Annotated in this window: 23 protein-coding genes; 5 read left to right on the top strand and 18 right to left on the bottom strand. The window is 59.8% G+C overall.

The window, feature by feature from the left end; translation table 11 throughout:
- Window positions 1–504 precede the first annotated feature (504 nt).
- From AOP6_RS02285 to AOP6_RS02210, 16 genes are all read right to left on the bottom strand, one after another.
- Window positions 505–3,471 carry a DUF6701 domain-containing protein gene (locus tag AOP6_RS02285; protein WP_155875025.1) on the bottom strand — a complete coding sequence of 989 codons (2,967 nt, stop codon included), beginning with the start codon at window positions 3,469–3,471 and terminating at the stop codon, window positions 505–507.
- An 11-nt stretch (window positions 3,472–3,482) separates the two neighbouring features.
- The gene (locus AOP6_RS02280) at window positions 3,483–3,881 is read right to left on the bottom strand and encodes a pilus assembly protein MshP (protein WP_155875024.1); all 399 of its coding nucleotides are present in this window, start codon (window positions 3,879–3,881) and stop codon (window positions 3,483–3,485) included.
- The gene (locus tag AOP6_RS02275; RefSeq protein WP_225897329.1) at window positions 3,878–4,702 is read right to left on the bottom strand and encodes a prepilin-type N-terminal cleavage/methylation domain-containing protein; all 825 of its coding nucleotides are present in this window, start codon (window positions 4,700–4,702) and stop codon (window positions 3,878–3,880) included. The genes AOP6_RS02280 and AOP6_RS02275 overlap by 4 nt, the downstream gene beginning before the upstream one ends.
- An 11-nt stretch (window positions 4,703–4,713) precedes the next feature.
- The gene (locus AOP6_RS02270) at window positions 4,714–5,172 is read right to left on the bottom strand and encodes a prepilin-type N-terminal cleavage/methylation domain-containing protein (RefSeq protein WP_155875023.1); all 459 of its coding nucleotides are present in this window, start codon (window positions 5,170–5,172) and stop codon (window positions 4,714–4,716) included.
- On the bottom strand, window positions 5,169–5,627 hold the full coding sequence (locus AOP6_RS02265; protein ID WP_155875022.1) for a prepilin-type N-terminal cleavage/methylation domain-containing protein: 459 nt from the start codon (window positions 5,625–5,627) through the stop codon (window positions 5,169–5,171). Before AOP6_RS02265 ends, AOP6_RS02270 begins: the two co-directional genes overlap by 4 nt.
- A gap of 149 nt (window positions 5,628–5,776) precedes the next feature.
- On the bottom strand, window positions 5,777–6,196 hold the full coding sequence (locus tag AOP6_RS15330) for a prepilin-type N-terminal cleavage/methylation domain-containing protein (protein ID WP_155875021.1): 420 nt from the start codon (window positions 6,194–6,196) through the stop codon (window positions 5,777–5,779).
- Between the two features lie 98 nt (window positions 6,197–6,294).
- The gene (locus AOP6_RS02255) at window positions 6,295–6,873 is read right to left on the bottom strand and encodes a prepilin-type N-terminal cleavage/methylation domain-containing protein (protein ID WP_155875020.1); all 579 of its coding nucleotides are present in this window, start codon (window positions 6,871–6,873) and stop codon (window positions 6,295–6,297) included.
- 1 nt (window position 6,874) lies between these two features.
- Window positions 6,875–8,098 carry a type II secretion system F family protein gene (locus AOP6_RS02250; protein ID WP_155875019.1) on the bottom strand — a complete coding sequence of 408 codons (1,224 nt, stop codon included), beginning with the start codon at window positions 8,096–8,098 and terminating at the stop codon, window positions 6,875–6,877.
- A gap of 48 nt (window positions 8,099–8,146) precedes the next feature.
- Window positions 8,147–9,883, bottom strand: a complete 1,737-nt coding sequence (locus AOP6_RS02245; protein WP_155875018.1) for a GspE/PulE family protein — start codon at window positions 9,881–9,883, stop codon at window positions 8,147–8,149.
- Window positions 9,884–9,939: 56 nt separating this feature from the next.
- Complete coding sequence (locus tag AOP6_RS02240; RefSeq protein WP_155875017.1) at window positions 9,940–11,025, bottom strand: tetratricopeptide repeat protein; 1,086 nt, start codon at window positions 11,023–11,025, stop codon at window positions 9,940–9,942.
- Window positions 11,022–11,945, bottom strand: coding sequence for an AAA family ATPase (locus AOP6_RS02235; protein ID WP_155875016.1), 924 nt, complete (start codon window positions 11,943–11,945; stop codon window positions 11,022–11,024). The genes AOP6_RS02240 and AOP6_RS02235 overlap by 4 nt, the downstream gene beginning before the upstream one ends.
- Window positions 11,946–11,990: 45 nt before the next feature.
- Window positions 11,991–13,706 carry a pilus (MSHA type) biogenesis protein MshL gene (gene mshL / locus AOP6_RS02230; protein WP_155875015.1) on the bottom strand — a complete coding sequence of 572 codons (1,716 nt, stop codon included), beginning with the start codon at window positions 13,704–13,706 and terminating at the stop codon, window positions 11,991–11,993.
- Window positions 13,703–14,080 (bottom strand): hypothetical protein, encoded by a 378-nt coding sequence (locus AOP6_RS02225; RefSeq protein ID WP_155875014.1) that lies wholly within the window; start codon window positions 14,078–14,080, stop codon window positions 13,703–13,705. The genes mshL and AOP6_RS02225 overlap by 4 nt, the downstream gene beginning before the upstream one ends.
- The gene (locus AOP6_RS02220; RefSeq protein WP_155875013.1) at window positions 14,073–14,747 is read right to left on the bottom strand and encodes a hypothetical protein; all 675 of its coding nucleotides are present in this window, start codon (window positions 14,745–14,747) and stop codon (window positions 14,073–14,075) included. The genes AOP6_RS02225 and AOP6_RS02220 overlap by 8 nt, the downstream gene beginning before the upstream one ends.
- On the bottom strand, window positions 14,744–15,346 hold the full coding sequence (locus tag AOP6_RS02215) for a PilN domain-containing protein (protein WP_155875012.1): 603 nt from the start codon (window positions 15,344–15,346) through the stop codon (window positions 14,744–14,746). The genes AOP6_RS02220 and AOP6_RS02215 overlap by 4 nt, the downstream gene beginning before the upstream one ends.
- On the bottom strand, window positions 15,343–16,323 hold the full coding sequence (locus AOP6_RS02210) for a hypothetical protein (protein ID WP_155875011.1): 981 nt from the start codon (window positions 16,321–16,323) through the stop codon (window positions 15,343–15,345). Before AOP6_RS02210 ends, AOP6_RS02215 begins: the two co-directional genes overlap by 4 nt.
- Before the next feature lie 412 nt (window positions 16,324–16,735).
- Between AOP6_RS02210 and AOP6_RS02205 the strand changes: the two genes are divergently transcribed.
- Window positions 16,736–17,053 (top strand): cytochrome b5 domain-containing protein, encoded by a 318-nt coding sequence (locus AOP6_RS02205; RefSeq protein WP_155875010.1) that lies wholly within the window; start codon window positions 16,736–16,738, stop codon window positions 17,051–17,053.
- A 72-nt stretch (window positions 17,054–17,125) separates the two neighbouring features.
- Here AOP6_RS02205 and AOP6_RS02200 read toward each other — a convergent pair whose 3' ends face one another.
- Window positions 17,126–19,162, bottom strand: coding sequence for a UvrD-helicase domain-containing protein (locus AOP6_RS02200; protein ID WP_155875009.1), 2,037 nt, complete (start codon window positions 19,160–19,162; stop codon window positions 17,126–17,128).
- 193 nt (window positions 19,163–19,355) lie between these two features.
- Between AOP6_RS02200 and AOP6_RS15300 the strand changes: the two genes are divergently transcribed.
- Window positions 19,356–19,484: a hypothetical protein gene (locus tag AOP6_RS15300; RefSeq protein WP_256439362.1), complete on the top strand. Its 129-nt coding sequence runs from the start codon at window positions 19,356–19,358 to the stop codon at window positions 19,482–19,484.
- Window positions 19,485–19,558: 74 nt separating this feature from the next.
- On the opposite strand, the gene AOP6_RS02195 is transcribed toward AOP6_RS15300, so the two are convergent.
- Window positions 19,559–20,485, bottom strand: a complete 927-nt coding sequence (locus AOP6_RS02195) for a TIGR01212 family radical SAM protein (protein ID WP_155875007.1) — start codon at window positions 20,483–20,485, stop codon at window positions 19,559–19,561.
- Between the two features lie 206 nt (window positions 20,486–20,691).
- Between AOP6_RS02195 and AOP6_RS02190 the strand changes: the two genes are divergently transcribed.
- From AOP6_RS02190 to AOP6_RS02180, 3 genes are read left to right on the top strand one after another with little or no spacing between them, the layout of a single operon-like run.
- Entirely contained in the window at window positions 20,692–22,299 is a 1,608-nt protein-coding gene (locus AOP6_RS02190; protein ID WP_213194718.1) for a sensor histidine kinase, read from the top strand.
- Window positions 22,300–22,322: 23 nt separating this feature from the next.
- Window positions 22,323–22,682, top strand: coding sequence for a response regulator (locus AOP6_RS02185; RefSeq protein WP_155875005.1), 360 nt, complete (start codon window positions 22,323–22,325; stop codon window positions 22,680–22,682).
- Between the two features lie 46 nt (window positions 22,683–22,728).
- Window positions 22,729–25,251 (top strand): mannose-1-phosphate guanyltransferase, encoded by a 2,523-nt coding sequence (locus AOP6_RS02180; RefSeq protein WP_155875004.1) that lies wholly within the window; start codon window positions 22,729–22,731, stop codon window positions 25,249–25,251.
- The last annotated feature ends 34 nt before the right edge of the window (window positions 25,252–25,285 follow it).

Below are 25,285 nucleotides of genomic sequence, written 5' to 3'. Positions count from 1 at the left end.
TCACAACAGTTGACAGCCCATCTCCCATGACCCGACGAAGGCGCCCGACAAGGCGGGACATTACTGAGGGTCTCGATAGGCATCGAAACAGGAACCTCGAATCAACCATACGGAAAGACAGTTCACTATGGATCAATTTTGTGCGTGGTGTGGCACCTCTCTCGACAAACATCCCGTCAAAGCGCTTCTTAAAACGGCACGTCGAAGATGGCGCCTCATATTTCAAATTTTAATCAAAGGGGTTTTAAGCGAGGAAAGGGATAGTCACGGAATCTGTTTGAACTGTTTGAAGAAAAATGACCCTGAAATGTATCATCTCTACATAAATACATATGGCGCCACGTCAAGCGCACAGCCTGCCGTTTGTGTCACCAGAGAAAGTACCGGTCGGCATCTTTTACCCTTTAATCAGGATGGCGGGAAAAAGTGGACACCTACCTGATAACCGATATGGCTCCAGAAGGTGTCCAAGGAACGAATCGCGAGGTATTTTTTCACTTCAACCTAACGCACCCGCTCCCCCCAGTAAATCATCCGAGAATTCCCCTTATAAATCCCAAAACTAGCTCGCGCTGACGGATCATTGTCGTGGGAGCCGTTGCCATCCCAATCGAAGCGAAGCCAGAAATCGACGGGGAGGCTTACGTCGACACTGCCGTCATTGCCAGCACCGGGGGCGCTGAGCTGCAGCGGGCTCAGGGGGTTGTCGATCCCGCCGAGCAGGCTGCCGACGCCACTGGCGGTCGTCTCTCCTGCCTGCAGGTTGGCGGTGTAATTGGACAGAACCGCAAGTGAACCGTCATACGGGGTACAGCTGTCCTCCAAGTTGCCCACAAAGGTGCTACCATCAAAATATTCGGCCCGCAGGGGAAGATTCAGGGGGATGAGTTCGGAGCCGTAGGCGTTCTGCATTGTCAGCCGCCCGAAACGCATCTCCTTGGTGCCGTCGGTAAAGGCAATCCCGTTGCCGGCGATGGCCTCACCGAAAGCGGCAGGATTGCCGGCGTAGACGATGCCATCCTCGTCGATCACATCGATCTCCAGCCGGATTTCCGCCGCAAAGGGGGCCGTCAGCGTCGTGCGAACAAAGCCCAGGCCACCGCCAGCATCAAAGGTGAGGGTGCCGGTGCCGTCCCCCTGGTCGAGGATGACCGGATCGGTGGCGGGGAGCAGCGACTCATCGAGCGTGCCGTTTTCGGCCAGATACCGTTTGCCCGCCAGACTGGCGCCAGACAACTTCCACCAGGCACCGGTGTAGTTGCGCGTTATGGCGCCGCCGGCATTGCGGGCGATGACCTGGAGTACGGGTGCGGTCGCATAGGTGAAGGGCTGGCCGAGATAGGAGAAAGGTCCGCAGGTCGGGGCAAACTGCGGTGAATTGGGCACGACGTCAAAGTGGTGAGGCGTGAAGCGGCCCACCGTGGCACTGGTGCCGCTGAGACTGCCGGCACCCAGATAGTCGGCCACATCCGCCTGCAGGGTCAGAGTGCCCACTTCGCTGTAGCTGACCAGAGCCGTGGCGGCACCGCCACTGAAATCGGCCGCTGACAGAGATCCACCGCTTAAAACCCCCGGCGCCGGCGCAAAGGGCGCCACGGCGGACAGGGTCGTAGCCGCCGCGAAGTTGGGCGCCAGACTGCCGTCCTGGCAGACGCCTCGCACTTCAGCCTGAAAGGGCAGCCCGGCCGCCAGCTTCGGTTCACCGGTCGAACCGCTGTTGTTCAGGGGGGCAAGGCCGTCCACCGTGGCGAGGACATGGAGACGGTAAGGTTTGACGGTGAAGGTATCGTTGCCCGCCATCACCAGCCCGGCCTCTTCGCCGCTGCCTTCGTAGCGGGCGTCGAGTCGCACCTGACCGGCGTCTTGGTAAGAAATCCGGATGGAGCTGCGGGCGTTGCCGTCAAAACTCAGCGTCAGCGGCGTTCCCGGCAAACCTGTGGCAACAGCCGTGCCGTTGACCTGCAGCGCGCGGCTGCCGGAAGCAGGCAGCACATAGCTGGACCAGAAAGAGACAGCCTTACTTTGCCCGGCAAAACTGTCATCGCCCACGCAGGCCTGGGGATCAGCCGGATCGGCTTTGACGGCGGCGATGGTCACATCCGCAGAATCCTGGCAAGACGTCTGCGCTGGTATGTCAAAGAGAAAGCCGCTGTCGGCAAAAAGGAGATCGCAGCTGGCCGCCACCCCGCCAATAGTGCACTGCACCGGCCCGGTAGCCGGCACATCCGAAGTGGTCACATCCAAGGTGACCGTACCGACGGTGTTATGCCGCAGCTGAAAAACGGTCGGCGCGCCACCGGCGATGGTCTGTGTGCTGCCGCCGATCCATCCCGTCGGCGCCAGGGTGACACTGACGGGGTCGGGATAAAGCACGCTGCAGTCCGCGGTCTGGCAGGCCCGTATCGTTACGTCGGCCCGCTGGCAGGACAAGGCGCTACCGGGATGGTCGATATGGAAGTGGTCGAGAGACGGCAGGGTACCATTGAGAGTCCCTGTTGCGAAATGGTCCATCAACAGCGCGTTGAGAGCCCCTCCGTCGTGTTCATAGACAGGGTTGCTAAGAACCACAAAAAAAACAGAGCCATCAGGGGCGGTGGCTTTTTCCAAGGTCTGAATGTCGATCGTTGCCGCGGACGTCCCGGCCGGAATCACCAGCGCAGAGCCCTGGATTGCGGTTCCCTCTTTGGCGACATAATCAATTCCTGCAAAAGCCGTATAGTTTAGAGTTTTATAGTCCACATGCACCGCATATGGAAAAGAGGTCACTGTTCCCTTTTCATCCTGAAGTTGGACAACGAACGCCGCCGCGTCTCCTTTGGCTACCATGACATCCGAAACCACGATTCGCGGGATAGGGGTTCCATCCGGAAAGGTCCCTGTGTCGTTTGAATCCCCTTCGGTAGCTTCGCCTTGCGCCCCGCTCTCCTCATATTCCATCCAGGGGCCCGTTCCGTCGGGGGCCCGTGCAATCCCCTTGAGTTGCGAGAGTGTCGTTGCCAGTGTAGTGGGATAAGGAAATCCGGGCTCCGTACAGGAATGGTCCTGAGGCGGCCGGCTCAGATTCGCCTGGTTGACGACCAGATAGTCCAGATAGTCGCCGTTGCCGTCTTTGAGAAGGATGTCCATGGCACCATTTAAACTCAAATTAAGGTGCGAGACATTATTGATTACGAGGTAGGGCCAGTTCTGGATAACAGCCGAAGAACCCAACACATACGTGGAACAGTTGTTACTGTTCTTGTTTTCACAGACGGTGATCGACCAGGAGTTGTAGACACTTGGCGGAATGCTGGCATCGAGCAGTTTCAGCTCAACCCACTGCTCACCGCCGAGGGAACGCACTTCATTGATCGTTACGCGATTGAGGTAATCGACCGAACAACTGCCGGCCGCGATCGCTTTTCCTTGAAACACAAACAGGAAAAAGAAGGCCACGACAGCCGCCATCAAGAACCATTGCCTATGCCCCATATCAACCTCCCTCACAGCCCTGTCACCCGCGCCTCGATCCGCCGCGACACATATTCCGGCGCTCCGTAGCTCCCCATCTCGGCCAGGGCGCTGATTTCATAGACGTTGTAGGTCGTCGTTCCTTCGCTGACCGGCGTCGCCGTGCAGGCCAGGGTGACGGCAAAGCCTTCCACGATAAAGGCGGAACTCGCGGTGCAGACACCAGCGGCACTTTGAGCGATGCCCCACTCGATGCCGGCCTGGGCCGCCTGGTAAGCGCGGGCTCCCTGCAGGGCCAGCACCGGCGTCCGCGACTGCACGCCGCTCATGGTCACCATGAAAGCGCCCAGAGCCGCCAGCACCACCAGGATGAAGAGGGCATTGACCAGGGTGTACCCTTTTTGATTGCGGGAGCGAGTCATCATGCTCATGGCGAATTCAGGACATGCACCTGGTGCAGCAGGGTCACCCGTTCTGCCGAGGGCGCACCCTCCAGGGTGAGAGTCAGCGTCACCAGGCCCGCCCGCTGGCTGGTGCCCGGCTGATAAGTAAAGTTGCAGCTTTTCACCTGGCGCGTCACCAGGTCGCCGGAACCGATCACCGGGCTGGGGGCGATGGCGTAGCCGTCATGTCGGGTCAGGGTGCCGGCGGCCGGATCGCATACATAACTTACCGGGCCATCGACAATAAAAAACCGCTGATAGGGAGAGGAGCGGGGAAAGGCCGCCAACGGCACCTTGGGAATAAACTGGATCAGACTGGCACTGCTGTTGGCACTGTCGATGGCAAAACGGTTGTCGGCCGGCGCTTGGTAGGCGTTGCCGGTGGTGGCGCTGGCGGACAGGTTGTAGATGACTAGGTCACTGCCGGCCGGAGGTGCCGGCCGCAGACCGCCAAGCACATCGAAAGAGCTATCCGTGGCATCACCGAAATTGAGGGTGTCACCCGGCCCCTGCAGGCGGTAACGCCCCCCATCGCTGGTGTGCAAAAGCTCGAGGGAGAGCCCCCCCGCCCCAATGCGCACGCTGTTGGGCAAGGCCTGCCGGATGTCGCGCTGCATGCGGCGCAAAGCGTTGTCAGCGGCGTCCACCAGTTCGGCTCGCCGGGAAAGGGCCACGTAGCCCTCGATCGGTTTGGTGATAAAGGCCACGCTCATGGCCCCGAGAATGCCGACGAGCACGATCACCGTGACCAGCTCCACCAGGGTGAAGCCCTTTTCGCCTTGCCGGCGGTTTGCCATGGCTGCCTTCATTCCATCCACCGTTAATAATTGGCCCGATAGCCGGCCAGAGTCAGACTGCCCCCGCCGGGCATATCCACCGTCACCTGCGCCCGCAGCATGGCCACACCGTTGACTGTTGCCGGCTGCACACTGACGTTTACCGTGTAGTTCGCCAACCCGGCAATGGCGGCACCGCCCTGGTCGCGGGCGCCGCTATCGGCCAGACCGTCGTAATCATCCACATCATCATAGAGGGCGCGGCTGCCTTCGCCATCGACCCCGTCGGGATCGGCATAGGGCTTGAGCAGGATTTCTTCCAGATAGGCCTCGGCGATGGCCACCGCCTGCCGCTGCAGCAGCGGGTCGGCGCTGCGGGCCGTCGTATAGTTCATGACCAGCAATACGCCGCCAAGAGCGATGGAGATCACCATCATGGCAATGACCAGCTCGACCAGAGTAACACCGCGGCAGTTGCCGTATGAATGACCGAAGGGACTCATGGCACGTCCACGTAGCCTGTTTCACCGATGACATGGAAGGTCTTGCCGCCGATACTCAGTCCGTTGAAATCGGTGGGTGTGCGGGCCGTGTTGACGGCCTGCCCCAAGGGAGTGAAAACGATGGTGGCCGCTGCCAAACTCACCCCGGCGGGGGGTGCAGCAGCAAAAGCGCCACTCTTGCTGGGGTGAGGTACGGCGAGGGCGAAAGCGCTGATGGTATCACAATTGTTGCGCTGCCGCAGACTGTAACCCGCAGAGCCAAGAGTCACCTGTACGTCGCAACCGCTGCCCACCGCCAGCTTCTGAGCATAGCGCACCGCTGAAACGGTTTCATCGAAGAAACCGCGCTGCTGAAAAACGCGCAGATCAAAGAAGCGAGGGGCAGCAAGGGCGGAGATAGTGCCAAGGATGACGATTATGACAATCAGCTCAACCAGTGTAAAGCCCGCAGGCATGTGACTCGAAACTTTATTAAAAAATACACTTTTAGGCATGATGTCCGGAGGGTTTCAAAAAACAGAAGCGGGGCCGTAACCGACTCCGCTTCTGTTCAGGGATTAATCACCCCAATATCCAACAAAACTGGATACCACGGTCATATCTTTTACCAACTCTTTGTCAGTGTTGCGGGTGTAGTTGCTGTTTCATCAGCATTGACAGTGATCGTATATGTAACAGTGTTTAATGTTGCTGTAAGTGTATCACCAGAGGCGCTCCATCCTGTCGGCAATTCATCAATTCCATTTGCAAGACAAACACCTGCATCACCGGTGGTCACAAGCAAACCAGTCGAACAGTGGGTTGCATCATAACAAGGCATTTGGTTGGGGTCCTTCCCGACAAGCTTTGCTGCATGATTAAACGCGACAGCGGTCTGCGCTGCCGCATATACACCATTAGCTTGAGCTTCATTCGCTTCGGTTTTAAGATCAAGATACTTAGGCACCGCCACGGCTGCCAGAATACCCAGGATAACAATCACCACCACCAGTTCGATCAGCGTAAAACCTTTTTGATTACCCATTGTCAAACTCCTCCTTGTTCCTTTGTTAGTGTAGTAAACCGTCTTTTACTTTTTAGCAATTTCAATACCACGTTTATCCTGTCGATCTGCTTTTTGTATCAGTCCTCCTTTGCCTGTCGTTTTTTCAACCATTGGTAAGGTTCGAGCGCGGCCAGGCGCAGGCCCTCCAGCGCATCGATTCTCGGTTCAAAACGGCCGGAGCCGTTATGGTCGGCGTAGACCAGATCGATCTTAAAACGCGCCCGTTTCGGCCCGGCCAACGCGCTCTGAAAATAGCCGGTGTTCTTCACTCGGTAAATCAGGATGTTGCCGGCGGTATCAAAATACCAGCTACCGCCTTCGATGGCGGCTGGGTCGGCCTGGTGCAGCTCGCCGAGATAGTTTTGCGGCTGCTCGGCCAGATACGTCATGGGATTGCTCTCGGCCAGCTCGCTCAGGCCGTCGAGATCATCCCCGACAATCTTCTTCGCCACCTGCATGGCCACGGCGCTGCGCATGATACCGATATTCTGCTCCATGGTGGCCCGCTCGACCTCAACGAGCAGCTCGAGATATTTGTTCAGTCCGACGGTGAAGAGGATGGCGACAATCGCCACCACCACGATTAGCTCCAGCAGGGTGAAGCCGCCCTGCCCCAGCCGTGTCGGGTTTTTGACTTCTCTTTCAGCAGCCGTCATCTCAACGCGCCACCTGCGACAGGTTCCACATGGGCAGAAAGACCCCGAGGGCCAGCACCAGGACCATGCCGCCGATAAAGACGATGAGGATCGGCTCGATGGCGCTGGTGATATTTTTGAGGTCGTAATCGACCTCCCTTTCGTAGAACTCGGCCACCTCCAGCAGCATCTGGTCGACAGCGCCGGTCTCCTCGCCGACGGCCAGCATCTGCAGCACCAGGGGGGTGAACATCTCGGTGGCACGGGCGCTGCGGGTGAGGGTGTCGCCCCGTTCGATGCTGTGGCGCATCTGCTCCAGCCGCTCGCCGACATAGACGTTGTCCACCGCCCGCGCCGTGAAACTCAGGGCCTGTACCAGGGGGACGCCGGCAGTGAAGCCCATGGAGAAGGCGCGGGCGAAGCGGGTCAGGGTGGCCCGCTGGATAATGCTCCCCACCACGGGTAGACGCAGCTTGGCCCGGTCCCACAGGTAACGCCCCCGCTCGGTTTTGAGCCACTGGCGCACACCGAAGAAGATCGCCACCAGCGCCAGCAGAAGATGCGGCCAGTAGGTGACGGAAAAGCGCGACAGGCCGAGGATAATCTTGGTCGGCAGCGGCAGTTCGGCGCCGAACCCCTTGAACACCTTTTCGAAAGTCGGAATGACGAAAAGGCTCAGAATGGCGATGGCGATGCTGATGGCCACCACCACAAAGGTGGGGTAGCGCATGGCCTGCTTGACCCGGTCGATGGTGTCCTTTTCGAGGGTCAGATAGTTGGCCACCTGCAGAAAGGTCTCGTCAAGACGGCCGGTGCTCTCCCCCACCTGCACCATGCTGGTCAGCAGCAGGGGAAAGACCTTGGGATGTCGGGCCAGGGCGCCGGAGAGATCGCGTCCCGCTTCGAGATCGTCGCAGACGGCCTTGAGGGTCCGCCCCATCTGCGGCTTTCTGGCCGTCTCCACCAGTCCCTTGAGGGCCCGGATGATCGGCACGCCGGCCTTGGTCAGGGTGTACATCTGCCGGCAGAAGAGGATGAGGTCGTCGAGCTCCACCCCGCCGCCGCGACGGAGTTTTTCCCGGAACAGGGCCCCCAGGTCGATTTCCCGGGCAGCTTCACGGATGGCGACGGGCGTCATGGCGCCCTCGAGCAACTGGGAGGCCACGGCCTCGGCCGACGGCGCTTCGACCGTCCCCTCGACCAGCTTTCCCTGCGCGGTGCGCGCCTTGTAATGAAAGTTCGCCATCGTCTATCCGTTAAGTCTTCAGAGTCCTTCGCAGACCTTGTCTAACCGTTAATTCGCCGCGACCTGTTCGTCGTCCGTCTCGAACTCTTCCACCTGCCCGGCGATGCGCAGAACCTCGTCCAGACTGGTGGTCCCTTCGGCGGCGTACTTCAGGGCGCACAGGGCCAAAGGCTGAAAACCCTTCTGCTTGTGGGCGGCACTGGCGAAGGCGGCATTGTCGTTGCGGCGCAGAGCATCGGCCAGGGCGTGGTCGATCTCCAGCAGTTCAAAAATACCGATGCGGCCCTGGTAGCCGGTGTTATTACAGTTGGGGCAGCCGGTGCCTTTCTTGAATTTCAGATCCGTCCCTTTCGAACCGACCGTGGCCCGCAGCCAACTGGCCTGGCGGGGGTCCGGTTCGGCCTCGACGGTGCAGCTGTCGCACAGGCGTCGCACCAGGCGCTGGGCAAGGACGGCATTGAGGGCGCTGGCCACCACATACCCTTCCGCTTCCATGTCGAGCAGGCGCAGGGCCGTGCTCACCGCGTCGTTGGTGTGCAGGGTGGAAAGCACCATGTGGCCGGTCATGGCCGCCCGCAGCCCGATTTCGGCGGTTTCCTGGTCGCGCATTTCACCGACCATGATGACGTCGGGGTCCTGGCGCAGGCCGGCCCGCAGCACGCTGGCGAAGGTCAGGCCGATACGGGGATGAACCTGCACCTGGTTGATGCGCGGCAGCCGGTATTCCACCGGATCTTCGACAGTGATGATCTTCTTTTCCGCCTGGTTCAGTTCATTGAGGGCGGCGTACAGGGTCGTGGTTTTGCCGCTGCCGGTGGGGCCGGTGACCAGCACCATGCCGTGAGGCCGGGTAACCAGAGCGCGAAAGCGCCGCAGGAGATGGTCGGGCATTCCCACCTGGTCGAGGCTGAGAATGCCGCCAGACTGATCGAGCAGGCGCATGACCACCGACTCGCCATACTGCAGGGGCATGGTGGAGAGACGCACGTCGACACTGCGTCCGCGCACCTTGATGTTGAAACGGCCGTCCTGGGGGAGGCGGCGCTCGGAGATATCCAGGCCGCTCATGAGCTTGAGACGGGAGACGAGGGCGGCGGCGATGCGCTTCTCCTTCATCACCTGCTCCTGCAACACGCCGTCGATGCGCTGGCGGATGCGCAGGACCTTTTCGTCCGGCTCGATGTGGATGTCCGACGCCCCCACCTGCACGGCATCCTCAAAGAGGGAGCGCAGCAGACGGACGACGGGGGCATCCTCCAGCTGACTGTCGGGCAGGAGATCGGCCAGATTGACATCCCCCTGGGAGAGTTCTTCCCCCAGCTCTTCGGCGATGTTGACGATCTCGTCGGTGCGGCGATAGACGCTGTCGATGGTGCGCAGCAGGTCGGTCTCGCGCACGACGGCCAGCTTGACGGGGCGCTTGAGAATTTTGACCAGTTCGTCGTAAGCGAAGATATCGGTGGGGTCGGCCATCCCCACCAGCAGGTGATCAGGAGCCTCGGCCAGGACGATGGCCCGGTAACGCCGGGAGAAGGTCTCTGGCAGCAGCCGCACGATCTCGGCCTTGTACTGGTAGAACTTGAGATCGACATAGGGGATGCGCAGCTGCTCGCCCAGAAATTCGAGAAAGCGCTGGGAGCTGACGTAGCCGAGTTCGATCAGGGTGTTGCCGAGCTTGGTCCCCGTCTTCTTCTGGGTGGCCAAGGCCGTTTCCAGCTGCTTCTCGCTGATGATGCCGTTCTGCACCAGCAGGTCACCGATGCGGATTTTTTGGCGGATGCTCATCGTCTAACCTCAAATTCATTTGGCCGTCCCGTAAGGACGAAAAAGTTCTGTTTCGTCTACCGCTCCAACATGTCAAGACGCCCGCGCACATAAGACAGCAGGTCGGGCTGCAGGCTGCCGCTGGCGATGGCCTGCCGATAGGCCTCCACCGCCTCGGGCGCGCGGCCATCACTCTCCAGGGCCAGCCCCAATCCCAGCCAGCTCACGCCCGAGGCCGGGTCCTGCTGCAATAGCAGGCTGTAGGTAGCGGCAGCAGCAGCGTAATCGCCAAGCCGTTGGGACAGGGCGGCAAAGAGGGCGTGATAGTCTGGATCGCCAGCCGCAGTCGGAACCGGCCCCTGCCGGAGCACCTCGCGGGCCGTCGACAGATCGTCTCTTTCGGCCAGCAGGCGGGCGTAGCCCCGGCGGAAAGGACTGTGGGCAGGGTCTATCTCCAAACCGGCGGCGAAAACCTTCTCCGCCTCGGCGCGGCGGCCGGCTACAATCAGCACCGCCGCCAGTTTCTCCCGGGACTCCCGCTGGGTCGGGTTCAGGCGCAAAGCCCGTCGCCAGGCCTGTTCGGCCTCGGACAGCCGGCCATCCTTCAGGGCCGCTTCACCCTCGGCGAAACGGACCCGGGCCTGTTCTTTCGGGGACAGGGGGCGCGGCGTCTTCACCAGTGCCGCCGGCTCAGATGCCGGGGGTGTTTTTGGCGACGGCGGTGCCGCCACCGGCAGCTCAGGCGGCTCAACCGACTCACTCAGCGAGGATACCGTTTCTTTCACCGGCACGGCCTTCACGACAGGCGTCTCGACCGGGGCGGTCACCACCTCCGGCTCCGTCGCCGGCGGTGGAGCGGGCGCTTCGGAAGCCGCTACTTCGAACTCAAAAGCGGGAGTTGTTTCCACCGCCGCCGAAACCGGCATCTTTCTCGGTTCCACCTGTTCCACGGCCAAGGGCACGTCTTTGCCCGCCCGATGACCGGTGCTCAACCAGAACACAAGCCCACCGAGCACCAGAACCAGCGCCAGCAGAACCCACAACAGGACCCCAAAGCGCCGCGGCCCCTTCGCTCCGGCGCCGGTACCGGGCAACCCGGTTGGATCGCCGGCGGTGGCCTGCCGTTTTTCCAGGTCTTTGAGCATCTGGTTGAGCAGACTCATGACGCACCACCCCGGGTGAGATAGACCAGCGCCGAAATTTCCAGCCCTATAATCAGGGCGGCCAGGGCATAGAGCCAGGGCAGGTACTCCTTCCAGGTGCTCGCCTGCGCGTCATCCGTATCCCGGATGGCGGCCAGCATGTGGCGCGGCCCGATCAGGCTCTCCCCCCGACCATAGGCAGCGAGCATCGCCTTGTGGCAGAGGATGTTGATGAGCCGGGGGATGCCCCGACTCCCCCGCGCCAGCAGCTTCAGGGCACCCGGCGCAAAGAGGGCGCCTCCCTGATGACCGGCCACCAGTAGACGATGACCGACATAGCCACCGACGCCCTCCAGATCGAGAGGCGGCAGGCGATAGCTGAAGGCCAGCCGCTGGCGCAGCTGGCGAAGACCCGGCTGCTGCAGACGGTCGTCAAGTTCCGGTTGGGCGAAAAGAACAATCTGCAGCAATTTACGTTTTTCCGTCTCGAGATTGCTGAGCAGCCGCAAGGCTTCCAGGCTCTTCTCGGGCATGACCTGCACCTCGTCGATACAGAGGACGACCCGGCGGCCCTGGCGGGCCAGGTCGATAAGCTGACCGTTGATGGCCTTGAGGCTGTCGTTGACCGTCGCCGTCGCCGGCAGCGCAATCCCGAGCTCATCGGCCAGGGCTCGATAGAGTTCCGCCACACCCAGAAGGGGGTTTGGCAGGTAGGCACTGACCCAGCCATCCCCTTCCAGAGCATTGAGCAGCTTGCGGCACAGCAGGGTCTTGCCCGTGCCGACCTCGCCGATGATCTTGATGAATCCTTCACCGGAGCGCAGAGTGACCCTGAGCACCTCCAGAGCCTCGCGGTGTCCGTTGGTGCTATAGAAGAAGCCCGTGTCAGGCGTCAGGGAAAAGGGTGGCTCACGCAGTCCGAAATGTTGCAGATAGAGCATGTCCCTCCTCAGGCGGCAACCTGTCACCGCGAGAGATTTCGAATTTTACCAGTTTCGGCCCATCGCCCCGCCCAGAGATTGGACGCGGTTGCGGGTGTTTTCCAGCTCCCGTTCCCAGACCTGGCCGTTGTCGACCACCTGGGGACGAAGGAGAATGACCAGTTCACTTTTTCTGGAAACCATCTGGTTGTGGGAAAAGAGGTGTCCGAGCAGGGGGATGCGTCCGAGCAGAGGCACGGAGGCTTTCTGTTTGGACGTCTGATTCTTCATCAGACCCCCGATGACCACGACCTGTCCGCTGAAGGCGCTGACGATGCTGTCCGACTCGCGCACGCTGGAAAAAGCCAGGGGAAGCTGCTGTTCCTGATTGGCCACAGTAATGGTCTTCTGCTGGTCCCGCACCTCGCTCACCGTCGGATGGATATGCAGGGTGACCTGGCCGTTGCTGTCGATCTGCGGTGTCACGTCGAGGGCGATACCGGAGAAGAAAGGGGTCAGGGTGATGTCCGGGGTGGTCGTGGTGGTGGTGCCGGTCACCGTCGTGCTGGAGATGTCGGTGACGAAAAATTCATCGGTGCCGACCTTGATGACCGCTTTCTGGTTATTGACGGTAGAGATGCGCGGACTGGAGAGCACCTGCACCTCGCCCTGGGATTCGAGCAGCTCGATGAAGGCGGTAAAATCCTTGAAATTCAGCGCGGCCGAGAAGACGCCGCCAAAGGCCGAGGTAGCGGTCCCTTCCACCATGGACAAGGCGGCCGGATTGAGAACGCCCGTATTGCCGACGATTTCGGAGGCGCCACTGTTGAAGAACGACCCGCCCCCGGTCTGGCCGATCACCATGGATTTGCCGTCCGCAGGCTGACCCAGGGCAGCCCAGTTGATCCCCGACTGGAAACCGTCGTTAAGTTCAACTTCGAGGATTTTGGCTTCAAGAATGACCTGCCTTTGCAGATTGCCCTGCATGGCGGTCAGGTAGCTTTCGACCTCGCGCAGTTCCTCGGGCATGGCGCGCACGATGACGACGCTGGCCTGGGGTTGCACCACCACCCGGCGACCGTCTTCATTGCCGATGAGAGTGCGCAGGGCGTATTCGAGCTCTTTCCAGAAGTCGGCCAGCGACTCGGTGTCGATGCGGCTACCGGAGACAGCCTTGGAACGACGGTCGCTGCTGCCACTTTCACCCTCGTCATTGTCGCTGCTCGCGCCCTCGCTGACCTGGCCCGAGCTCACTCGCGTCTGCGAGAGACCTTTGCGGGAAAGATTGAGATAATTCACCGGAAAGATGCGGGATTGCAGCCCCACAGGCATTATTTGATAGGTGTTGCCGTGCAGGCGGTACTCGTAGCCGAAGACACTGCGCACCACTTCGAGCACCTCCGGGATGCTGGCATTCTTCATGGTCAGCGAAATTTCACCGTCAACATCAGGATGAACAACCATGTTGGTGGACGTCCCCGCCACCAGGCCGGTAAAAAACTGGCGGGCGGGCGTCTGTTCGGCGGCAATGTCGAAACGGGGCTCCTCTTTCCGGCCAGGCAGGCCCAGTCCTGAGTTCAGGGGGCTCAGCAGGGCCGAGGCGACGGCGGCTGGAATCTCGGGTGCGGCCGGCTTCACGGCGGTGGGAGAGGCAGGCTGGTGCAGCGCCTCGGCGATATCATCCCCGACAGCCGGCCCCCTGGCCGGGAGGCAGGCAGCGAGAGCCAGCAAGGCGATCAGCAGCAGAACCCTTAGAGCAAGACAGGCAAACCTTCGCATCATTTTCCCTCACCTTTTTCACCGGCTTGGACCACCGGCTCTTTGATCCGCTGCGCATGCAGCCGGACAGTGAATTCTTTTTTCTCATTTCGCAGCCGCACGGAATCAGCGGCGATCGCCAGAACTCGGGCTCCCGAGATCCGATCGCCGACCTGGACAGCCTGTCCGTTGACCGTGGCGACACGGCGGTCGGCAGAAATCAGGATGGAGCTGACCTGCCATTTCGAAGTCGTCTCGACCCGGGTCGGCGCTGCCAGTGACCGGGGTGGACGGGTCGGATCACGCAGAGGCTCGGCGTGCAGCCCCGAAGCGGCAATCAGCAGCAACAACCCGCAAAGCAGGGCGCGGTGGCAGACATGCAGCAGACAACTAGACACCGATCCACTCCTTTTTCAGGCTCAGGGTATGCACTGTCAGCACCACCCGCGAGCGCGGATATTCCTCCACCTGCAATTCGAAGGAGGTCCAGATGAGCTGGCGCTCAATCCCCTCCAGAGCCCGCAGGCAGTCGACTATCTGCCCAAAACTGCCGACGAATTCCAGCTGCAGGCCGTGCCGGTACACATTGAGACCTGCCGGCGCGTCACTACCGGCTTCCTCAGCGGGCGCCAGCAAAGGCTCGGGCGTCAGGTTTTCGGCTCGCACCAGGCGCAAGCCCTGCTGACGCTGCAGCACTTCTTCCAGGACGCGGGACATCTCCCGGGGAGAGATCAGCTCCAGGGTCAGGGCCTGCAAACGGGCATCGAGTGCCGCCATCTTCGTTTGCAGTTCTTCCAGACGCTGGCGGTTCTCCTGATCCGGATCGCCGGCGGCCTGTTTCTGCAAGGCGGCCACCTGTGCTTCCAGCTGCGGCAGCTGCGACTGGGAAGTTTCCAGACGCTGGCGGATTGCCTTCGACCGGGACTGGAGAGGACTCAGCGCCATCACATCCAGCAAAAGATAGCCGATGGCCCATACCGCGGCAATGAGCAGAATCTTCTCCCGCAGAGAGCGTTTTCCCAGACTTTCTTTCCAGGAGGAGAATTGGGCGAAAGACTTTTTCATGGCCGTTCCTCCTGGCGGGTTTCGAGCACAAAGTTGATAAAGCGGGCGTCCTTATCGGAACGGGAAAGCAAGAAGGAGGAAAATGCCAACCCCGTAAAGGCCGTCTCCTTCTGCAATTCCTGTAGAAAGGCAGGTACGGCTTCCGCCTCAAGGCAGCTCCCCTCCAGCCGGGATTGCCCGGGGTCCGGCGCCACAACAACGCGGGTCAACCAGAGCCCGGCCGGCGTTCGCCGCGACAGCCCTTCGAGATAGGAGGAAAAGACGGGCGTGGCCTTGCTGCGGGGTTTTTCGAACAGCTGAAGCAGCGGTTCCTTGGCCGCCAGCTCCGCAGCCAGGCGATCGACCTCATGCTGCAGAAGAGGACTTTTTTGCCGGGAGGCCACCGTCTGCAACGAGCCGATCTGCGCGATCAGCGCCGCCTGCCTGGCTTCCTGCCCTTCTGCTTCGCGACTCAGGTCGCGAACCTGCCAGGCGGCATAGGCGTAATAAAGCACCAGCAGCACCAACCCTGAGGCGGCCAGAACCAGCATGAGGGAAGCTGACAAGGGTTCTTTTTTCTCCAGCACCGACGGCTGGTAGAGATTGATTTCCTGTGTCATGGGGTCACCTGCCGGACACGAAGAGCGCCGCCAATGGCCGTCAGGCAGCGAGCCTGGACCTGCGGGGTCAAGTCGGGAAGATCAAAGAGAGTACCCAAGTCAAGAGCCGATACCTTGACGCCAAGATACTGCTGCAGGTAAGGCAGCACCTGGGGCAGGTCCGCTTCCATGGGAGCTACAACCAGGTTGGCGATGGGCGGAAGGGCAAAGTTGCTCTCGTAGAAATCAAGGGAACGCTGAATCTCCAGAATCACGGAGTCGAGCAGATCGTTGAAGCGGGAGGAAAGGTCTATAAGGCCCTCGCCAGAGGACGCTGTCGCCAGATCTCTCAGCGAATCGGTGCCGACATTGATACGGCGGGACAGGTAGAGACTCCCGTCCCGCACCATGACGATGCCGCCCTCTTGACGCCCCAGGTAGAGAAAGGCCAGACCCCGCTCCGCCCCGGGCAGAAGGCCGACCAGATTGCGGACTGCCAGCTCCGGGATGTCGATGGCGGTGATTTTCAGACGGGCCGCCGTAAGACAGGTCGCGGTCTCGCGCACCACCCGACGGGGAGCCGCCACCGCGTAGGCAATGGCCTGGCGTCCCTGCCGGGCATCGGTCGGCACGGAAAAAACGTCGACCACGGCTTCGTCCAGGGGATAGTCAATCAGCTCACGAACCTGCCAGCGCACCGCTTCACGCCATTCTTCCGGTGGCACGGCCGGCGGCTCGATCTGTAGCAGGGTGTAGTCGTCACCCGTCAAAATTCCGACACAGCGATGACGGGCCAGGCGCAAGCGGGAAATCTGATGTGTGAGCACGGCACACGAATCCCCTGTCTGGACAGGAAGAAACTCGCAGCCGACCAGCCGCGGCCGGCCCTCCTGCCAGCTCACCTGGGCAAAGGCGATCCCTTCCTGGCGGAGGCTGATACCGACCGTCTCCGAGGACCTGGTCGACTTGCCTTTCAACTTTTTCAGCATATTTTTCATGACAGCGCCATTGCTTTTACCGGATGAAAATCACCAAAACAAACTTCACCCCTTGGATATACACGAATTGTGCCGACAGGTCAAAGATTTCAGTATTTATATCGAACACTTAAGAACAATGACCTTTGAGGTCATGTTTTTTCTGCAATCAATCCAGAACAGTGTTTTTTATAGAGAGATTAAAAACCTGCTTTCGCACAGGCGATGGTACCCTCCCCCGTGCAACGGACTGACACACATGTGTGCACAATGGTCGGCGCCACCTCGCGTCCGCTCCACTTTCCGTGCGGGCGGCCGACTTCCGTGAACTTGTTCTCCCGGAGAACTCTGCTAAAATGACGGCACGCTGAAAAAAGCCCCATTCGCCTGGCCCCAGACCAGGCTTCCCTCATGCCCCGGACAGGAGTGAACCATGACAAGAGAAGAACTTGCAAAATTCGATGGCCGTGAAGGGCGCAAGGCCTACGGAGCCGTCAATGGCAAAATCTATGATTTCAGCAGCAGCAAGATGTGGCAGGGCGGCAACCATCAAGAGCTTCACCAGGCCGGACACGACCTTACCGACGAATTAAAAAGTGCTCCCCACGTACGCGCGGTCATCGAGCGATTTCCCGTGGTAGGACAACTGGAGGAACCCGGTTCTGAGGCGGGCAGCGGTGGGAGTAAGGCGATTTTTGGTATTATCGCCGCTGTGGTGATCCTGGTCGTTCTCTTTCTGGTCCTGCGCTGACCACTTGTTGACATCCTGAAAAAAAAGAGGACCGTCTCCCGGCAGGGGAGCGGTCTTCTTTTTTAGGCACGGCTATTTCAGCAGGTCTTCGATACCGGCAAAAAAGCTCTTGGCCAGCGTCTCCTGTTCGGCCTCGGGGAGGTTCGGCTTGCCCTCGCTCTGTTGCTTCTGCACGAGGTCGGCGGGGATCTCCTGCAAAAAACGGCTGGGTACGCGGGGCAGCAGTTTACCGTACTTTTTCCGTTGCTTGGCATGCAGAAGCACCAGGTGCTTCTGGGCCCGCGTGATCCCCACATAGCAGAGCCGGCGCTCCTCATCCACGTCGAAGGTCTCGTGAATTGATTTTTTATGGGGGAGATATTCCTCCTCCAGTCCGACCAGAAAAACCACCGGGTATTCAAGCCCTTTACTGGAATGCAGGCTCATGAGGGTCACGGCGTTGCTGGCCAGCTTGGCTTCCTTGTCGTTGCGCCCCGGATGTTCGTCATCCAAAAGAGACACCTTTTCCAGGAAGCCGGCCAGGCTTGGCTTCTCTTCACGTTCCTCGTAGGAGGCCATGGCGTTAACCACCTCCTCGACGTTTTCGGTCCGCCGTCTGGCTTTGGCGGGATCTTCCGTCTGCCGATAGATCTCGTCTTCCAGTTTGATCTCGGCGAAAAACTCCCGGGCTGTCTCCGCCAGGCGCCTGCCACGGGCGAAGCGTTGGCGATAGCCGTCCATCAGCGCCACGAAGGCGCCAACGGCCTCGACGACCTTGTCCCCCAATTCCTCCACCTCTCCCGGCGCACAGAGAACTTCCCACAGGGGCAGATTACGTTCAGCAGAAAAACGGATGAGTCGGTCGGCGCTGGTCTCGCCGATGCCGCGGCGGGGATAATTGAGGATGCGCAGCAGGTTGACCTCGTCGCGCGGGTTGACCAGCACCCGCAGATAGGCCACGGCGTCCTTGACCTCCTTGCGGTCGAAGAACTGCTGCCCGCCGATCAGGACGTAGGGGATATTCTCGTAGCGCAGCTGCTCCTCGAAGGCGCGGGACTGCACGTTGGTGCGGTAAAGGATGGCGAAGTCACGGTACTCCAGGTTCAGGCGGAAACGCTCGGCGTGGATGCGCTCCATGACCAGGCGCGCTTCATCTTCCTCGTCCTCGCAACAGATGAGCTCGATCTGACGGCCGCTGTCTCCGGCCGTCCACAGGGCCTTTTCCTTGCGTTTGGCGTTGTGGCGGATGACCGCGTTGGCCGCCGACAGAATGGTCCCCGACGAGCGATAGTTCTGTTCCAGCTTGATGAGGGTAGTGCCGGCGAAATCCTTCTCGAATTCGAGGATGTTGCCCAGATCGGCGCCGCGCCAGCCGTAGATGGACTGATCGTCGTCGCCGACCACGCAGAGGTTGCGGTATTTGCCCGAGAGAAGGCGCAGCAGCAGATACTGGGCGGCGTTGGTGTCCTGGTATTCATCCACCAGAATATAGCGGAAGCGCTCCTGATATTTGGCCAGCACCTCGGGATAGTTCTGCAACAGGGTGACGGCAAGCATGATGATGTCGTCGAAGTCGATGGCGTTGAAGGCCTTGAGGGCGCGCTGGTAACGCGGATAGATTTCGGCGGCGACCCAGGCATATTCGTCCTGGAAACGGCCGACGAAGTCCTGGGGAGCCACCAGCCGGTTCTTGGCGTCGGAGATGAGCCAGAGCACCCGGTCGGCGTCGAATTTCTTGCCACCGCCATCGAGTCCCTGCAGCAGATCCTTGATCAGACGGGCCTGGTCGGCAGCGCCGTAGATGGAAAAGTTTTTCTTGTAGCCGAGGCGCTCGATATCTTCCTTGAGGATACGTACACAGAGGGAATGAAAAGTGCCGATGACCAGCCCTTTGTTTCTAACCCGACCGACCAGCTCCAGGACCCGCTCCTTCATTTCGCGGGCTGCCTTGTTGGTGAAGGTAACGGCGAGAACATGCTCGGGACGCTCGTCTTTCTCCAGCAGGAGATAGGCGATACGATAGGTAATGACCCGGGTTTTGCCCGAGCCGGCGCCGGCCAGCAGCAGCAGTGGTCCTTCGCTATGGCGCACCGCCGCCAGCTGTTCTTTGTTGAGCGTTCGTAGATCCATGGTCAGGCCAGGGGATAGGTTCAGGGAATTCTTCAGATGGAAGAGGGGAGCGAGAATCAGGCCCTTTTCAGGGGACGAACAATACCACAGCGCGACCGGACAGACAAGAAGACAGCAGGCCTGGAAATTAATCCAAGGGGGATTTTTTAATAAGGACTTGCTTTCAGGCGAAAAATTCTATATTTTACGCGCCATGAAAAGACTTCTCATCCTCGCTGTCGGTATCGTCTGGGCTTCCCTCCTGCTTATTTCCTGGGGAGGCGCCGAAGACGTCACGCCGCAACAACTGCAAGCCATCGAGCTGGAAAACCTCCGTTCCTAACGTGGAACTGACGGCCTTTCGCCCCTGACGCCAACCTCCCGACGGCGTGTACGGGGTATTTTACTCTTTTTTCCTCACATATTTGCCAGACAGCAACTTCCCTGGTGGCTGTCCCGCCGGCGCAGCTCGTCGTCGATGGCGTTGAGCACTTCCCACTTGTTCAGCGACCACAAGGGCGCCAGCAGCAGGTCGCGTGGTCCGTCACCGGTAAGACGGTGGATAAGTGTTTCCGGATGCAGCCGTTCGAGAAAATCGACGGCCAGCTGGACGTAGTCCTCTTGCGACAGCACTTCAACCTGCCCCTGCTGGTAGAGTTCGCCCAGAGGTGTCCCCTTGAGCACGTGCAGCAGGTGGATCTTGATGCCATCGACCTGCAGACGTGCCATCTCGTCGGCCGTGGCCAGCATCTGCGCGCGGCTTTCCCCCGGCAGGCCCAGAATCACATGTACACAGACGCTCAAACCTCTGGCTTTAGCCTCATTATACGCTAACAGAAAGCGCTGATAATCGTGTCCGCGGCGCAAAAAGGTCAGGGTCGCATCGTGCGTGGTCTGCAGTCCGAGTTCAAGCCAGAAGGTGGTACGCCGATCATACTCAGCGAGGAGGTCGAGGACCGCCGGCGGTAGACAGTCGGGACGGGTGCCGACGGCCAGCCCCACCACGCCGGTGACGCCAAGGGCCTCATCGTAGAGCTGTCGCAGGCGTGGCGGCGGCGCGTAGGTATTGGAGAAAGGCTGAAAGTAGGCGATGAACTGCTGCGCCTTGTACTTGCGAACCATGATCTCCTTGCCCTGCTCCAACTGCTCGGCCACGGACAGGCTCCGTGCGATGCCGACCGCGCCCGATCCGCCGGGGTCACAAAAGAGACAGCCCGGTTGCCGGCGGGTGCCGCCACGGTTGGGACAGGAGAACCCGGCGTCCACCGAGATCTTATGCACCCTGCCCCCGAAATGGTCTTTTAGAAAATGGGAAAAGAGTTGGTAGCGCTTATGGTCACTCATAGGGCTCGACTATGCCACGCCCCCCGGCTGAGAGCAACATTTAACCACGATGTCCTCCTGCCTGCGCGGCGTCCAAAAGGATTTTTTTCATTAAAAAACAATAGTCACTTCCATTGCATTACCTCTTGGGGCTGTTATAATTTCTGGACGTTTTCTTTGGGCGAAATATGAATTTTTCTGAAATAGATTTCTGATCGGTGATGACCGTGAATCCTCAGTGCTGCTGGCATCTCGAACAAATCGACCCGGCGCAATGTCCCTATCTGCTCGAAGAGGATGGCGCTCTTCTTTATGACCGTCAGCAACGTATTCTGCAGCGTTGTCTCGAATGCCCACGTTTTCTGGAAGACGTGGAAGCCTTCAGCCGTTCCGATGGCGACATGGCGGAAATTTTCCCCACCGTCTGCGCCGAACTTCTGCAGCTACGGGCCAGGACAAAACAGCTGGACCACCAGCTTGCCGTCAGGGATCGGGAAAAACGTTTTCTGAATGAAGTCGGCCATGTGCTGCAGACATCCATGGACAAGGATGAAGTTATCACCATGGCCCTCACGGCGGTTACCGCCGGCAAGGGCTTTGGCCTCAACCGGGCCATTCTGCTGTTGGTGGACAGGGAGCGCCAGAACCTCGAAGGCTATCTGGCCGTAGGCCCTCGGCAACGGGAAGATGCCTGGCGCATCTGGAATGAACTGGCCCACGCCGACCGTTCGCTGCGCGAGATGGCCCGCATGCTCTTTGAGACCAAACTACCTGAAGAGAAAGCCAAGTTCCACGATTTGCTCCAGCTACTCACTGTCCCTCTGAGCCAGGAGGATCATCTCTTCGTCCGTACTCTCAACGAACGCCGCCCTCGCCACATTCTTGATCTGCGGCAGGAGACCGATATCGATCCGGCCCAGATCGAAGCTCTGGGAGTTACCGAGCTGGTCATGGTTCCCATGGTCAGTACCGACCGCCGGGTTGGCTTGCTGCTGGCCGACAACATCATTAACAACCAGCCGATAGCCGACGAAGACCGGCAGTCGCTGGAAACCTTCGCCCTGCCGGTGACCTTCGCCATCAGCCGGGCTTCTCTGTACGAACGCCTGCAGAAAGAGCTGCGCAACGTCACCGAGGCCAACGAGCGCCTCAAACAACAGCAGGAAATTATTCTGCGCATGGAGAAGATGGCCCTGGTGGGACAGATTACGGCCAACGTAGCCCATTCCATCCGCAACCCCCTGACCATCATCGGCGGCTTTGCCCGCTCGCTCATCCGCAGCACGACGGAGGACGACGCCAAGCGGGCCTACATCGAATCCATCGTGCGGGAGACCAAGCACCTGGAGGAGGTTCTGCAGGAAGTCCTCAATTACTCTGAATCGATGCATCCGACCTTTGACCGGTGGGACATCAACCAACTGGTCACGGTAGTGTACGCTGGCATGCGAGACGACCTGCACGAAAACGGCATCGACTGCCAGCTTGAGCTGGCACCAGACCTGCCGCAGGTGGTGCTGGACTACAAAAAGATCACCTACTGCCTGCGCAGCCTGTTGAATAACGCGGTGGAAGCCATGCCCAAGGGCGGCAGCATAACCCTCCATACCGCCAGAGGACACGAGGAAGTCATCCTGACAGTGAAGGACACCGGCCCGGGAATGAGCCCGGAAGAGATCAAGAACGTGACGACGCCGTTTTTTTCGACTAAGGAACAGGGGACGGGCCTTGGTTTGCCGCTGTGCGCCCGCATCTTGGAAGGGCACAATGCGGCGTTTGAGATCTTCAGCGAACAGGGCAGGGGAACCAGCTTTTGCATCCGCTTTAAACTATAAAACGCACCGAGGGGAGGAATTTCATGGCACGTATCCTGGTTGTTGATGACGAACGCGACATCCGCTATCTCTACAAGACCGAACTCGAAGACGAAGGCTACCAGGTGGAATCGGCTGGCAGCGGCAGCGAAGCGGCTGAGCTGCTGCAGAAAAAAGATTTCGACCTGGTCGTTCTCGACATTCAGATGAAAGGGGAAAGCGGTCTGCAGCTGCTGCAGAAGATCGTCAAGGATAAAGGCAACCTGCCGGTGATCCTGTGCACCGCTTTCAGTTGTTACAAAGATGATTTTTCCTCCTGGCTGGCCGACGCCTATGTGGTAAAGAGTTCGGACCTTTCCGAGCTCAAGGAGGAAATCCGCAAGGCTCTGGCCAAAAAACACTGATCCACATTCGACCCGCACCTATCGTCGCTAAAAGGAGAAAGCTTCCATGAAAGCAGTTCTTATGGCCGGAGGATTCGGCACCCGCATTCAGCCCCTGACCATCAACCTGCCCAAGCCCATGATCCCCCTGATCAACCGGCCGATCATACTACACATTATCGAACTGCTGAAACGACATGGCATCGACGAGCTCATTCTGCTGCTTTACCACCAGCCGATGGTGATCAAGAACTTCTTTGGCGACGGCAGCGAGTTCGGAGTGCGCATCACCTACGTGACCCCACTGGAAGATTTCGGCACCGCCGGCGCCGTCAAAGCCGCCGAAAAATTTCTGGACGAACGTTTTCTCATCATCAGCGGTGACCTGCTGACCGATTTCGACCTCTCCCAGGTACTGGCTTTTCACGAAGAGAAGAAGGCGCTGGCCACCATCACCCTGACCTCGGTCACCGACCCTCTACAGTTCGGCGTCGTTATTACCAACAAGGAAGGCCAGATCACCAAGTTTTTGGAAAAACCGGGCTGGGGCGAGGTCTTTTCCGACACCATCAACACCGGCATTTATGTTCTTGAACCCGAAGTGCTCAAACTGATTCCCGAAGGAGAGAACCGCGACTGGTCCAAAGACATCTTCCCTCTGATGCTCCAGAAAAAGGCCCCCCTCTACGGTTGCACCCTCAGCGGCTATTGGGCCGATATCGGCAATACCGATTCCTATATCGAATCCTGTCGGGATATCTTCCAGCACAAGGTGACCGTCGGCCTCCGGGAAAAGGCGGCCCCGGGGAAAGCGGACATCCATATCGGCGAGGAAGCCCAGATCGCCGACCAGAGTCTGTCCCGCTTTGAGGGGATGGTGATTATCGGGGACAACACCAAAGTACAGGGCACCGCCAGGCTGAAAAACTGCGTGGTAGGACGCAACTGTCTGATTGAGGACGGAGTCGAACTGGAAGACGCCATCCTTTGGGACAATGTCTACCTGCGCAAGGACTGTCGTGTGCGCGGGGCCGTCCTCTGTCACAGCGTGCGGGCCGGTCATGGCGTCGTGGTGGAAGAGGGCGCTGTCGTCGGGGACGGAACAACCATCGGAGACGAAGCCTACATCAAAAAAGATGTCAAGGTCTGGCCCCTCAAGGTGATCGAGGGCGGCTCCATCGTCACCACCAATCTGATCTGGGGAGAAAAGTGGCGCAAAAACCTCTTCGAGGGAGCCATGGTCAGCGCCCTGACCAACGTAGAACTGACGCCGGAGTTTGCGGCCAAGCTGGGAGCGGCCTACGGCTCGACCCTGCCCAAGGACGCCTTCATCCTTGCCGGCCGTGATGCCATCCGTTCTTCGCGTATGCTCAAACGTTCCTTCGTGGGGGGGCTGCTCTCTACCGGGGTCAACGTGCGGGACACCAAGATGATCCCGCTGCCGGTACTGCGCTACAAGCTGACCACCTTCGGCGAGGTGGGGGGCGTCCATTTCCGTCAGTCGCCCAAGGATCCCTCGGCCACGGAGATCATCTTCTATGATGCCGATGGCGTGGAAGTCTCCTCGTCGGCGGCCAAAGGGATTGAACGCATCTATTTCAAGGAAAATTTCCGCCGGGTTCATTACTCCGAGCCGGGCGGCATCGATGAAATCCCCCGCATTTACGACTATTATCGCGAGGGCTTCCTGCGGGCCCTCGAAGGCGACATCCTGCGCAAAGCCGCTCCCAAAGTGGTCCTCGACCTCAACCATTCCCCCGCCAGCGAACTGCTGCCAACCTTACTGACAACCCTCGGCTGCGAAGTCATCGAGCTCAATTCCCATGTCATGGAAAGCCCCACCGGCAGCGCTCCCGATCAGCAGCAGCGTTCCCTCGAACAGCTGGCGCGCATCGTTGTCACCCTGGAGGCAGCGGCGGGATTCTGGATCGGCCCCTCCGGCGAACGCGTCACGTTGATCGATGAAACCGGGACCTTGCTGTCGGATATGGAGGCGCTGCTCTGCCTGTCGGCCCTGGTATGCCGTACGGAAAAAAGGGGAACGCTGGCCATTCCCGTCTCCGCCCCTCAGGGCGTGGAGACCCTGGCCATGGAAAGCGGCCTGACCGTCAAACGGACCAAGGCCGACGGACGCTCGCTGGTCGAGGCCGGCAAGGAGCGCCACACCCTGCTGACCGGTGGCATGGACGGACGCTTTGCCTTCCCCGTCTTCCAGTCCAACTTCGACGCCCTCTTCACGGCGGCCAAAACCCTGGAGATGCTGGCCCGCAGTGGGCAAACCCTTAGCCAGGTGAGAAAAAGCATTCCCCTGCGCCAGTATCGCCATGCCGTAAGACCCTGCTCCTGGGAAATCAAAGGCGGCATCATGCGCAAAATGAGTGAAGACTCCGTCGATCAGGAAGCCTCTTTTATTGATGGCGTCAAGGTCAGCCTGGGCGATGACTGGGTGTTGCTGCTGCCTGACCAGCATCAGCCGCTGGTGCATATCATTTCCGAGGCCGATGAACCCGCCAGAGCTCAGGAGCTGCTCGACCAGTACCTGGACCGGTTTGAAAGCTGGAAACTGGAACTGACCAAGGCCTTGAAATAACCGGGATCACACCCCCACGATGGAAAAGACCGCC

Origin of the sequence: Desulfuromonas sp. AOP6, from assembly GCF_009731355.2 — a bacterium.
Lineage (GTDB): Bacteria > Desulfobacterota > Desulfuromonadia > Desulfuromonadales > SZUA-540 > SZUA-540.
Note: the sequence above shows the minus strand (reverse complement) of the source record. Positions and strands in the feature narration are given on the sequence as shown.

What these genes read in the sequence shown, in the direction of transcription:
- AOP6_RS15300 (WP_256439362.1), top strand. Translation starts at nt 19,356, where the DNA reads ATGAAAAGACTTCTCATCCTCGCTGTCGGTATCGTCTGGGCTTCCCTC.
- AOP6_RS15330 (WP_155875021.1), bottom strand. Translation starts at nt 6,196, where the DNA reads ATGGGTAATCAAAAAGGTTTTACGCTGATCGAACTGGTGGTGGTGATT.
- AOP6_RS02220 (WP_155875013.1), bottom strand. Translation starts at nt 14,747, where the DNA reads ATGAAAAAGTCTTTCGCCCAATTCTCCTCCTGGAAAGAAAGTCTGGGA.
- AOP6_RS02245 (WP_155875018.1), bottom strand. Translation starts at nt 9,883, where the DNA reads ATGAGCATCCGCCAAAAAATCCGCATCGGTGACCTGCTGGTGCAGAAC.
- AOP6_RS02215 (WP_155875012.1), bottom strand. Translation starts at nt 15,346, where the DNA reads ATGACACAGGAAATCAATCTCTACCAGCCGTCGGTGCTGGAGAAAAAA.
- AOP6_RS02280 (WP_155875024.1), bottom strand. Translation starts at nt 3,881, where the DNA reads ATGAGCATGATGACTCGCTCCCGCAATCAAAAAGGGTACACCCTGGTC.
- AOP6_RS02255 (WP_155875020.1), bottom strand. Translation starts at nt 6,873, where the DNA reads ATGACGGCTGCTGAAAGAGAAGTCAAAAACCCGACACGGCTGGGGCAG.
- AOP6_RS02180 (WP_155875004.1), top strand. Translation starts at nt 22,729, where the DNA reads ATGAAAGCAGTTCTTATGGCCGGAGGATTCGGCACCCGCATTCAGCCC.
- AOP6_RS02285 (WP_155875025.1), bottom strand. Translation starts at nt 3,471, where the DNA reads ATGGGGCATAGGCAATGGTTCTTGATGGCGGCTGTCGTGGCCTTCTTT.
- AOP6_RS02200 (WP_155875009.1), bottom strand. Translation starts at nt 19,162, where the DNA reads ATGGATCTACGAACGCTCAACAAAGAACAGCTGGCGGCGGTGCGCCAT.
- AOP6_RS02250 (WP_155875019.1), bottom strand. Translation starts at nt 8,098, where the DNA reads ATGGCGAACTTTCATTACAAGGCGCGCACCGCGCAGGGAAAGCTGGTC.
- AOP6_RS02205 (WP_155875010.1), top strand. Translation starts at nt 16,736, where the DNA reads ATGACAAGAGAAGAACTTGCAAAATTCGATGGCCGTGAAGGGCGCAAG.
- AOP6_RS02240 (WP_155875017.1), bottom strand. Translation starts at nt 11,025, where the DNA reads ATGAGTCTGCTCAACCAGATGCTCAAAGACCTGGAAAAACGGCAGGCC.
- AOP6_RS02185 (WP_155875005.1), top strand. Translation starts at nt 22,323, where the DNA reads ATGGCACGTATCCTGGTTGTTGATGACGAACGCGACATCCGCTATCTC.
- AOP6_RS02270 (WP_155875023.1), bottom strand. Translation starts at nt 5,172, where the DNA reads ATGAGTCCCTTCGGTCATTCATACGGCAACTGCCGCGGTGTTACTCTG.
- AOP6_RS02265 (WP_155875022.1), bottom strand. Translation starts at nt 5,627, where the DNA reads ATGCCTGCGGGCTTTACACTGGTTGAGCTGATTGTCATAATCGTCATC.
- mshL (WP_155875015.1), bottom strand. Translation starts at nt 13,706, where the DNA reads ATGATGCGAAGGTTTGCCTGTCTTGCTCTAAGGGTTCTGCTGCTGATC.
- AOP6_RS02235 (WP_155875016.1), bottom strand. Translation starts at nt 11,945, where the DNA reads ATGCTCTATCTGCAACATTTCGGACTGCGTGAGCCACCCTTTTCCCTG.
- AOP6_RS02210 (WP_155875011.1), bottom strand. Translation starts at nt 16,323, where the DNA reads ATGAAAAATATGCTGAAAAAGTTGAAAGGCAAGTCGACCAGGTCCTCG.
- AOP6_RS02275 (WP_225897329.1), bottom strand. Translation starts at nt 4,702, where the DNA reads ATGAAGGCAGCCATGGCAAACCGCCGGCAAGGCGAAAAGGGCTTCACC.
- AOP6_RS02195 (WP_155875007.1), bottom strand. Translation starts at nt 20,485, where the DNA reads ATGAGTGACCATAAGCGCTACCAACTCTTTTCCCATTTTCTAAAAGAC.